This is a genomic window from Haloferax sp. s1 (assembly GCF_058382125.1).
Genome location: NZ_JBZRPK010000623.1, coordinates 1 through 10,366 on the forward strand (window position 1 = coordinate 1; position 10,366 = coordinate 10,366).

Consider the following 10,366-nt stretch of genomic DNA (forward strand, 5'->3'; position numbering starts at 1 on the left):
AGCTTGGATTGGACCTGGAGCAGCTTCCCGATTCGGTGCCGATCAAAGACGAACTCCCCATCAGCGTTCTGAGAACACCCTCCAATCTTTTCCAAGAACCGCAATGCGTCTGTGGATTTCTCTAGTGGAACCTCTCTATGGCGATATCGTTCAATCACGTCCGAAGGTGTGACTTTGAGCCGGTCATCCTTACCAAGGTTATTCAGGACAAAGTCATGGGCAATCGAGTAGGCAAGAATCTCCCGGTTTGCATTCTCCGTCAAGTAGACCTTCTTGTCGACTAGCCTCGGAAGCTGAATACCTGTCCGAAGCATTGCTTCAAGACCATCATCTTCGAGCTCCCCTTCCTCATGCTTGAGGGCCTCGCCTTTGTCTTGTGAGAGAACAGTACAGTGCTGACTCAGCTCATCGAGTGCTTCCGTACACCCTGAAGACGTTCGACAACCATCGATGAAGTCGGTGTAGTAGACAATGATCGGCTCAACGTTGCTCAGGTCATTCGGGTCTACCCCTTGGCCACTGAACTCAGCGTCACGAAGAAATTCAACCACGTTCTCATAGCTCAGTTCGTTACACCGCTCCATCTGGCGAATATCTCGACCGTTGATATTCCCACCCGACTTGATTTCCACAAGCAGAGCCGTCTCACCGTTGAACAGCACGAAGTCGGGGCCGACCTCCAGTTGCTGGCGGCTATCGGTGATTGTGACGAAACTCCCAACCAGACGGTATCCGAGGTCAAACAGCGCATCAGAGCCGGACAGGCCGTCGAATGAGCTGAAAAAGAGATTATATGAGTCGACTTCGCGTTGTTGTTTGACCCACTGTTCTGTCATTCTACACCTTCAACTTCCGGGAGTTCTTTTCGAGCGTGTACGTCGAATCGAACTCCTCGAAGACTAAGCTACAGAAGTCACGGAACGAAGTGGACGTTGTCGCCTCCTTCGCGTGGAGATGGATATCTTCAGCCTCGACCGTGATCTCAAACGGTTCACTAGTGTCCTTGTCGAAGACGAGGTAGTTCCCGTGCTCCCAGACTGAATACTCGTACCTCCGTTTGTGGTCTAAGACGCGTTCTTCAAGGAAGTCCGCAGTGTCTTGGTCCAGAGTGTACTCTTCTGAGTCGTCGATCAGTCTTAGTGTGGTTCCACCCTCGATGGTGAAGCCGTCTTTGAACGACTCTCGAATCGGTTTGTGTTCGATCTTGTAATTCTGCTGGTCGTGCGACTCAAACCCTTTCGATAGCTCTTCTAAGGTCTGTCTTCCGCGCTCTTCTGAGCCGGGTCGGACACTGGAGAACGTGAAGTGACCTTCTTGAGCAACCGAGCTTCGGATGGCCGCATCGGGACTGTTTCGTTGCTTGAATTCGAGCCTCGTCGGCTTCGCATCGAAGACGTTCTCGACTTTTTGCAGGTCCTCGTCAGTACCGCCGTGGAACCGAATACTCGCGCGCTTGTCCGTTTTGTACGAGTGGTACTTTGCAGTGAAGCCGGAAACTGAAGTCCCGTATAATTCCTCGACGATCTCTTCTAAGTCGGACGGTGTGAGGAACACCCGCTCTAGAGATGGGAGGTACTGGAGCAGCTTCTCAACCGTTTTCTTCGTCCACTTCCGGCGTTCGGCAGTGATTACTCGGAGGTAGTCTCCGTCATCGATGAAGACGAATTGGTCGGTGCGTGCCCGTTTCGGCGTGTCGATTTCGACATATGACACGTCCTCGCCGAGGCGTTCTTCGTGGAAGTTGTGCTCAGTGATGTATCTCTGAATGTAGTCTGAGAGGCCTTCTGTCTCGGCTAGCCTCTCGATCTCGGTATTCAGCGACCCTAATTTGAACCCGTGGTTGTTTGCGAGGAATATCTTGACCTGCGTCTTCCGCTGGCCGCGTTCTTCCTCGTGTTTTATCTCTTCATCTGTCCGGGTGACGTACTCGATAAACATCGAGACGATCTCCTCGGTATTCCCGGACAGTTGGCTGGGTTCGAATTTCATGTCACACGTTCCTCTATACGATGGATGTACTGGAAGAGTATTCAGACTACGGAATTTAAAGTTTACCGATGGGTCTGAATTTCCTCCTGTCACATTTGGAGTCGGGATTTAATCCCGCAAGGGTTCGTCTGTAACGACGTCGTGTTCTTGGGCAGGATACGCTTTCACGTCGCTTCAACCCAACTAGGGTTCGTCTGTAACCGTGAGAAAGGTTTTACTAGTTATTGGCAACACATGATATGGCATCTTTTGGCCCCCCGGGCCTTTGGTATCGACCTCATCCATGGACAGATCCGTCTGCGATTGCCATTGGATATCCACAACGCTCTCAAAATAAACAGACATCAATTGAAACGAGATGTGTCTTGACTCGGTTACAGTGGCTGCGTCCTCGAACGAACCGGTGACAGTCACGGAGAGTCACAGCCGGTAATGGCACCCTCGATCTTGTACCTCGGTCGCTGAACTGGGTGAAGAAAGTCGATTCAGCAGATGTGTGGGATCTCAGCGGAATTTCCGTCGACCCCCCGGTGAAGAGGGTTCTTGTGGGTCGACGGAAACTGTTGAGCGGGAGCAGTGTGTAGAATGTTGAGAACCCTACGCCGGGCAGACCTGCCTCGGATATCAAACCCGTCCTGTACTTTCTTGTTCGCTCGCTCCGAGCGAATACTTGATGGAAACACGTCAGGACGCCGTCGATACTTTCGATTCGTTCCGGCAGTTCATCGGTCTCGAACGCGACGTATTCGTCCTCTCCTTGGCGATGTTCGCGTTCAGCCTGTCGTTTCAGATGACCGGACGGTATATCCCCGAATACCTCCGGGTTCTCGGGTCTGGCGCGACTGTCGTCGGATTGTACGGCAGTGTGGGAAACCTCATCGGCGCGCTCTATCCCTACCCGGGCGGGGCACTCTCCGATAGGCTCGGGTCGCGCCTCTCACTCACGCTGTTCGGAACGCTCTCTTCCGCTGGGTTTCTTCTCTGGTTCGTCGCTCCTGAGGTTCCGCCAGTGACGCTTGCGGGCGTCTCGCTCGACCCGTGGATTTGGATATTCGTCGGCCTCTTTCTCACGCAGGCGTGGAAGTCGTTCGGCTTGGGTGCGACGTTCGCTATCGTCAAGCAGAGCGTTCCGCCCGAGCGGTTGGCGATGGGCTTTGCGAGCACCGAGATATTCCGGCGAATCGGGTTCCTCCTTGGGCCACTCATCGCGGCCGCGTTGTTGGCAGTGACGGCGAACTTCGTTGACGGGTTCCAGTACGTCCTCGTCGTTGCTGCGGCCTTCGGTATCGTCGCAACGATTGCGCAGCACTTCCTCTACGACGCCGACGAAGATTCGATTGGAAAGTCGTTCGAAGGCTTCGCGCAACTCCGCGACGACCTCCAGTCGCTTCCCGAGACGCTCCGGCCGCTTCTCATTGCCGACACACTCATCCGGTTTGCAAACGGCATGGTGTACGTCTTCTTCGTCATCGTCGTCACCGACTTCCTCAAAGTCGGATTCACGGGTTTCGGCGTCTCGCTTCGGCCGGATGCCTTCTTCGGAATCTTGCTCGGCGTCGAGATGGTCGTTGCGCTCTTGACGAAACTCCCCGTCTCGAAACTCGCCGAGCGGACCGGTCTCAAACCGGTTGTCGGACTCGGTTTTTCCGTTTACGCCATCTTCCCCGTCCTTCTCATCTTCGCGCCACGTAACCAGTGGGTACTCGTCGCGCTCTTTGCCTTCTCGGGGCTCCGTTTCGCTGGTCTCCCGGCCCACAAAGCGCTCATCGTCGGTCCGGCCGAGCGAAATGCCGGTGGCCGCGTAACTGGGGCCTACTACCTGATTCGAAACACGGTGGTCATCCCGAGTGCGGCACTCGGCGGCTGGCTCTATGCGAACGACCCGACTGTCGCATTCTCTGTCGCGTCGCTCGTCGGTATCGCCGGAGTTGGCTACTTCGCACTTCGCGGAAAAGAGTTCGAGGCGTACGCGGGCGGGGCGTAGCTCCTCTCCGGAGCGCTCCCGCCTGTGGATGCGTTCTCACTTGTTGGAACGTATTTCCCTCAGTTAGGCCGTATCAGTTGAACTTCGTAGTAGTACATTTCTTCGAGGTCATCTTCGAACACGAGGTGGATGAGTGCTTTCTCATCGGCAGCGATGTTGTTCGTCACGTCGGTATCTTCGCTGATGAGTTCTCCCTCTTCATCGTACACTTGGCCAACGACTTCTATCCGCCCGATACTCGATGTGGTCTTGACCGAGAGACCAACGTTGTAGGTACCTTTCTTCTCGTCGACCGTCGCGTAGTTCTGCCACGACTTGGCGGACAGAAAGTCAGACGAGACGATGACACCTGGAATGTCTCCTTTCAGCAGGAGTGTTCCAACGACCTCGGGGTCGTCGTCGTCGCGTTCGAAGTCGATTCGGTCTTCCGGCGGTACGGGGGTCGGTTCTGGAGTTGACTCGGGCGTGGACGTTGTATTAGTCGCCGGTTCAGAGGTTTCCTTCACCGGTTCTTTGGTGCTGTCTGCGCCACCGCTGTTCTGTTCTCCGTCCGATTGGGGGGTGTCTCCCCCGAGACATCCGGAGACGAGCACGATTCCCGCTCCGACGCTGCTGAGGAACTTGCGCCTGTCCATGAATGTTGTATCTTCATATGTATACTAATTTATGATTGTCCTGAATATCAGACGTTAATGGCCTCGTGAATGTAATTTGGAGGTTATGATGTGTATTACGATAGTAGTACGAGTTGTGATAGGTTAGCCAATAGAATCGCTGACACTCGCTGATGATGCTTGGGGAAAATCCGTCGCAGTCACGTATATTCAGCACACTTGTCGGCGGGAATAACTCCGTGCGGAGGCTGTGTGCAACTCACGAGATCCACACAAAGATTCAACTTACTAAAAATACATCTTTGTTCATGAATATTGGGATACTCGGTGCTGGTCGACTCGGCGGAACGCTGTCCCAACTGTTTGTCGAGGCAGGCCACGAGGTCGCCGTCGCGAACGCGAGTGGTCCCGAGTCTATGGAGGACCTGTCTGAGGTACTTGGGCCGCAACTCCACACGGTGCCCCCGGTTCGTGCGATTCAGTTCGGCGATGTCGTTTTCCTCGCGATTCCCTTCAGAAAGCGTGACTCGCTTCCCGATGCCCATCACTTCGCAGAGAAGGTAGTCGTCGACGCGATGAATCCGTACACGGAGAACTTCCACGTGATGGACCTCGGCGATGACACCTCGTCAGAACTCGTCGCAGCACAACTCCCGGATGCAACGGTAGTCAAGGCGTTCAACACGATACACTGGGAGACACTTCGCGACTTCGGGCATCCCGAACTGCCGGAGTCGGAGCGAATCGCTATCTTCCTTGCAGGCGACGACCCGGATGCCAAGGTAGTCGTTGCCGACCTGATACGCGACCTCGGATTTGGCCCGGTCGATGTCGGTGGTCTCGTCTCCGGAGGTGAACTGTTGGAACCCGGCTCTGCGTTGTATAAACGCGAGATATCGACGGAAGAAGCTCGCAAGACCGTGCGAAGGCTGCGTGCTCAGTAAGGAAACCCGCCGCCCGGCAAATACCACATAATTATTAGTTGTGTATTCTCCACACTACATCTAAACCAGTTGGAACTCGTGACTTTCACGAAATAGAACTGTTCACAAATAGCATGGATTTAAGAGCCATCATCCCAGAACGATGGATGTCAGGCACCATGATGGCACAGACGAAACGATGGAAGAATTCACGCGTAACGTACGACGAGGCTACCGGGGCATACCGAGTCGACCGCGATACTGGAGAACCACTGAGTACGAATGTGGTCTTAAGTGTTGCAGCAATTGAGGGTGTTCAGCCAACACATCTCCCACCACTCGCCAACACTATCGACCCAGATGCGCTCGACTCCTTGTTTGGTTGTTCGAACGATGCAATCCTCTCCTTTTCTTATGCCGGGTACCGAGTTACGCTCGATGCAATCGGTTCCCTCGAAGTGGTCCCCGTCGGCAACCCCCAGACCCTCCAGTAACTCCACCGCTGCGTAGCGAGCCGACGCTCACTTCGATACTACTCACGTCGAGGAGTGCCATATGATCAGTACTGGTATCGCGGCCCTCGTTCTCTGGAGCATGTCATGGAATCGTCCCCAAGGAATTGGGTTCACCCCGACCTTCAGCGAATCGGCTGTTAGATAGTGTGTGCTATCTATCGTGCGTCGCTCAAACGAGCAGCCCCGTACCCGATGAGGACCCCTACCGAGATGACAACCAAATCAGAATCCACAGTCACCACGCCAAACAGGCTCAGATAGTTGCTGAGGAGGAAGAATACGAATCCGAGTATAACTGCCCCAAAGAGCGATACGAGGTCTTTTGTCTGAATTGTAGACATTACCTCACGGAACTCCTGTCTACAATAAGTACTTTCCTTGCCACTTACCGTTCATTTGTCAGTAATGGGCGTCGGAGAACGGTTTTCTGACGCCCTAACGTCTCTTAAGTGGGAACTCCCGCTCGTTTTCGTTTCTCCCCGATTTCCGAGTAAGCCGCTACGGGTTCGCAGTAGGCACTGCCTGAACGGGTTCGTGTGACAGTAGGCGATGTATACCAAAACGTCCTGTGAACCTCTCTCACAGTATGTTCGGAACGAGTGGAATTCGAGGTCCGGTTGGCCGAACCGTGACCGCCGAACTTGCCCTCCGAATCGGCCGTGCGGTCGGGTGTGATACCCGAACGGTCGTTGTCGGCCAAGACGCTCGGCTCAGTGGCGATGTCCTCGCAGACGCGGTTAGCGCGGGTGTTCGCGAGTGCGGTTCGGATGTCGTCCGACTCGGTGTCGCCTCGACACCGACTATCGCCCGCGCTGTCGGTTGGTCGGGAGCGGACGCGGGCATCGGAATCACCGCGTCACACAACCCCGCCTCGGACAACGGTTTGAAGCTCTGGACGCCGAGTGGCCGTGCCTTCGACAGAGCACAGACCCGGGATATCGTCCATCGGCTCAACCGAGATGAGATTTCACTCGTTAATTGGGACGAACTCGGCGAGGAGCGCACTTGGCCCGACGCACCGGCCCGCCACGTCGACCATCTCGTCTCGTCGTTCGACTCCTTCGACGACGTTTCCGTCGTGTTCGACCTCGGAAACGGAACCGGTCGCGTCTCGGTCGATGCGCTCTACGCGCTCGGAGCGACGGTCAACACCATCGATGGGCAAGCAGACGGTCGATTCCCCGCTCGAAAAAGCGAGCCGAACGCCGAGACGCTCACGGCACTCAGCAGAACTGTCCCTGCACTCGACGCGGATGTCGGCCTTGCGCACGACGGTGACGCAGACAGATTGGTCGCTGTCGACGAAACTGGTGAGTACGTTTCCGGAGACGCGCTGCTCGCGTTGTTCGCGCGTGATGTCGTCTCAGCGGGCGACGCTATTGCCGTGCCCATCGACACGAGTCTACTCGTTCAGGACGTTATCGAGAGTATTGGCGGGTGTGTCACCTACACGCCGGTCGGGGACGTACACGTCGCCGAGACAGTCGCAGAACCGGGATACGTCTTCGGTGGTGAGCCCTCTGGGGCGTGGATTTGGCCCGACGAGACACTCGCTCCAGATGCTCACTACGCGGCGCTCAAACTCACAGAACTCGTTGCACGGTACGGCCCGCTCTCCGAACAGGTCGCTTCGCTCGGGCAATCGAAGTACGCCACTCGACGCACGAGCATCACGTTCGAGAACAAACAGCAGGCGATGGACCGCATCGCCCGTAACATCCACGCCAGATACGACGAGGTCGACACCATCGACGGAATCCGCGTGGACACCAAAGACGGCTGGTTCCTCGTCCGAGCCAGCGGCACCGAACCGGTCGTTCGCATCACCGCGGAAGCACGCGACGCGGCCGACGCGGACCGCCTCTTCGAGGACATTCGCTCACTCGTTGAGGGTGCTCGTATCGTCGTCTAAGTCCTCGTTTTGTTCAAACTGTTGTTAGTGTGCGTGTCTTACGCGACCGGGCATTCTCACTGTTTAAGTCCGCTGAGGCTCAGTGCAACACGAACGACCGATGCCCGACGATATCCGTCCCGGCGACCAGTCGGCTGACCTGCTCACGCGACGTGCAGCGACGAAAGCGTTCTCTCTCGGTACACTCGCAACACTCGCGGGATGTCTCGGTACGTCCTCCGAGACGAAGCCCGACCCTGTTGACCTCTCGGGCCAGAAGGAAGACGACCAGGGCGGGATGGTCATCGGCCTTCACGCCGGCCCAAACGGGCAGATATTCTATCGTGATTCGTCCCCCGAAGGTCACGATAATCCAGCGTGGTTCCACACCCTGAGTATGGGCATGTTCCCGTACTACTTCGAGCACCAACAGCAGGGCTGGGAGGCAACTGCCATCTACGTGACGGACTACTCGGTCGTCGAGTACGAACTCACCGAAGAGGAAGGAGACACGTTCATTTCTACACACACCGGTGCGGACACCTTCGGTAACGCCCGGGACATGACGTACGTCGTCGGCAGCGAGGTTCTCGGCGGAATGGGGAAAGACCTGATTCCGTTCTCGTCGAGCGCGGACGCCGACGCATTTATCGACGAACACGGCGGTTCGACCGTCACGTTCGACGACGTGACCAGCTCGTGGCTAAGCGGCTATATGCGCTCGTAGACTGCTGCTCTGTCTCCTTGTTCGGAAACTTCGCATTTTTAGTCACTGCGCTACCGCTCTTTTCTACTGTTTTTCCCGCCAGAAAACGAGTTACCGAACGGCCGTTCTCAGAACGCGTCGTTGGGAATCCGGACCCCGTCGACGTACACCGACACCGCATCGGTCGACTGGAAGTTGGTGATGTCGCCAGCGAAGTGATAGCTCCGCGAGTCCTCGTCGACGGTTCCCTCGGCGGCGGGTCCAACTGTTCCGGTTGTACTGAGCGCGCCGTTCGAATGGAGGGGAGAAATCTCTCCGCTCACCGTTACCTCGAACGAAGAGAGCGAACCAGTTCCTGCGACGACGAGTGTATGCGCGTCGTCGTCAGGGGCTGATTCATCGGGTTGTTCCGTTGCCGAGCCGACTCCAGCGACACCTGCGAGTGCGCCTGCAGCTGTCACCGACCCGCACAGGGCGAGGTACTTGCGTCTGCCGACAGTGTCGTCAGTCGTGTTCTCTGGGTCCTGCTCGGTGGACCGTTCACTTACCATGTCTCAGTGGTTGCGGATTAACTCCATAAATGTTGCGATAATTACATTAGTAGGGATGTGTGAATATCAATTTAGTATACTACTTGGGTCGTTACAGTCCCGTTTTTCGGTGATTCAGAACCATTCGCATGAACACTCAAAACCGGCGGACAGCTTCGTATTATTGGATAATTAATCAAATTTTTATGACCGTGTTAATGAGAATCGTTCGTAGTAATACGTATAGTCTAGATATTGAAATATTCGGTGCTTTTGTATTGTATTGGTTATTGATAAGTATCGTTGACTGTATCGTGGACTTTACCGAAGCCGGTGTTCTGATCTGTGTTCTGACTGGTGTTCTGGCCTGTTTTATGGCTTTTACTGCCACTCGCGTTGTGGCATCGTGGCCCGTCTCGTAGGCACTTCCGGGAATCGAGCTGAGAAGATAGGACACACCGATACGAGAGGGACGAATTGATGAGATAATCCGAGTCGGGCAAACTGGATTTGTTGTTTCGGGTGGACTTCCCGACTAGTCGTCTGTTGGTGTGGTTCGCTGAGTTGTCCATCGAGTTTACCCGGCGTCGCGTACGATGTATACATTGATGGCTGATTCCCCCAGTGAATTGCTCTAGAGAGATGATTCTGCCAGCGAACAGTCCGGACACGAAGGTGCCGTCCTGTCTCCTCTTGTTCGCTGGCTGAGGTATACACAGGCGGACCAACCTGCGACTGCAAATGAGACCGCAGTGAGTGTTGTGGCTCCCAGCACCGAACTGTTCGTTTCCGTCGGCTTCGAATGGAGGTACGAGCGTGTCACTCACGCTCCCTCACTGCTCGAACCGCTTTTGACTTCCTGCTGAATCCGTCTGTCCGGCTCAGCCCAGGAACTCGACGTGTTGGTTTTCCCAGTCTCGACGTTTGATAATGGATTCTCGGCCCTTCTCGGACATCTCGTAGAAATTCGTTCGACGGTCGTGTTGGCCCTTGTTGACGTAACCCTCTTCTACGAGCGCGTCGAGGTTCGGGTACAGCCGACCGTGATTCACCTCCCCTACGTCTTTGCTGATCATCTCTTTGACCTCTTGGCCGGATGGCCGTTCGGAACCGGCGATGACGTACAGTAGGTCGCGCTGGAAGCCAGTCAATTCGAACATATAGTCTCGAATCTAAGTATCGCCGCCATCCGGTATTGTTAGCCACCTCTATAC

10 protein-coding genes are annotated in these 10,366 nt (G+C 55.3%); 5 read left to right on the top strand and 5 right to left on the bottom strand.

The window, feature by feature from the left end; translation table 11 throughout:
• Together QT222_RS13250 and QT222_RS13255 are read right to left on the bottom strand one after the other, a co-directional pair.
• Nucleotides 1-836 (bottom strand): hypothetical protein (locus tag QT222_RS13250; RefSeq protein ID WP_491477441.1); only part of this gene is annotated, 836 nt, incomplete at its 3' end.
• Nucleotide 837: 1 nt separating this feature from the next.
• Nucleotides 838-1,989 carry a hypothetical protein gene (locus QT222_RS13255; protein ID WP_004060834.1) on the bottom strand — a complete coding sequence of 384 codons (1,152 nt, stop codon included), beginning with the start codon at nt 1,987-1,989 and terminating at the stop codon, nt 838-840.
• 673 nt (nt 1,990-2,662) lie between these two features.
• Between QT222_RS13255 and QT222_RS13260 the strand changes: the two genes are divergently transcribed.
• Nucleotides 2,663-3,973, top strand: coding sequence for an MFS transporter (locus QT222_RS13260; protein ID WP_491477442.1), 1,311 nt, complete (start codon nt 2,663-2,665; stop codon nt 3,971-3,973).
• A 59-nt stretch (nt 3,974-4,032) separates the two neighbouring features.
• Here the strand turns inward: QT222_RS13260 and QT222_RS13265 are convergent, their stop codons facing one another.
• Nucleotides 4,033-4,608: a hypothetical protein gene (locus QT222_RS13265; RefSeq protein WP_004060832.1), complete on the bottom strand. Its 576-nt coding sequence runs from the start codon at nt 4,606-4,608 to the stop codon at nt 4,033-4,035.
• 287 nt (nt 4,609-4,895) lie between these two features.
• On the opposite strand from QT222_RS13265, the gene QT222_RS13270 reads away from it, so the two are divergent.
• From QT222_RS13270 to QT222_RS13285, 4 genes are all read left to right on the top strand, one after another.
• The gene (locus QT222_RS13270) at nt 4,896-5,531 is read left to right on the top strand and encodes an NADPH-dependent F420 reductase (protein ID WP_004060831.1); all 636 of its coding nucleotides are present in this window, start codon (nt 4,896-4,898) and stop codon (nt 5,529-5,531) included.
• Between the two features lie 158 nt (nt 5,532-5,689).
• Nucleotides 5,690-6,004, top strand: coding sequence for a DdfA family disk-determining factor (gene ddfA, locus QT222_RS13275; protein WP_004060830.1), 315 nt, complete (start codon nt 5,690-5,692; stop codon nt 6,002-6,004).
• A 607-nt stretch (nt 6,005-6,611) separates the two neighbouring features.
• Nucleotides 6,612-7,937 (top strand): phosphoglucosamine mutase, encoded by a 1,326-nt coding sequence (gene glmM / locus QT222_RS13280; RefSeq protein ID WP_491477443.1) that lies wholly within the window; start codon nt 6,612-6,614, stop codon nt 7,935-7,937.
• A 100-nt stretch (nt 7,938-8,037) separates the two neighbouring features.
• Nucleotides 8,038-8,643, top strand: a complete 606-nt coding sequence (locus QT222_RS13285; protein WP_491477444.1) for a nitrous oxide reductase accessory protein NosL — start codon at nt 8,038-8,040, stop codon at nt 8,641-8,643.
• Between the two features lie 107 nt (nt 8,644-8,750).
• Here QT222_RS13285 and QT222_RS13290 read toward each other — a convergent pair whose 3' ends face one another.
• Both QT222_RS13290 and QT222_RS13295 read right to left on the bottom strand, forming a co-directional pair.
• Entirely contained in the window at nt 8,751-9,173 is a 423-nt protein-coding gene (locus tag QT222_RS13290; protein ID WP_004060826.1) for a hypothetical protein, read from the bottom strand.
• An 860-nt stretch (nt 9,174-10,033) separates the two neighbouring features.
• Nucleotides 10,034-10,312 (bottom strand): PadR family transcriptional regulator, encoded by a 279-nt coding sequence (locus QT222_RS13295; RefSeq protein ID WP_004060825.1) that lies wholly within the window; start codon nt 10,310-10,312, stop codon nt 10,034-10,036.
• Nucleotides 10,313-10,366 lie beyond the last annotated feature (54 nt).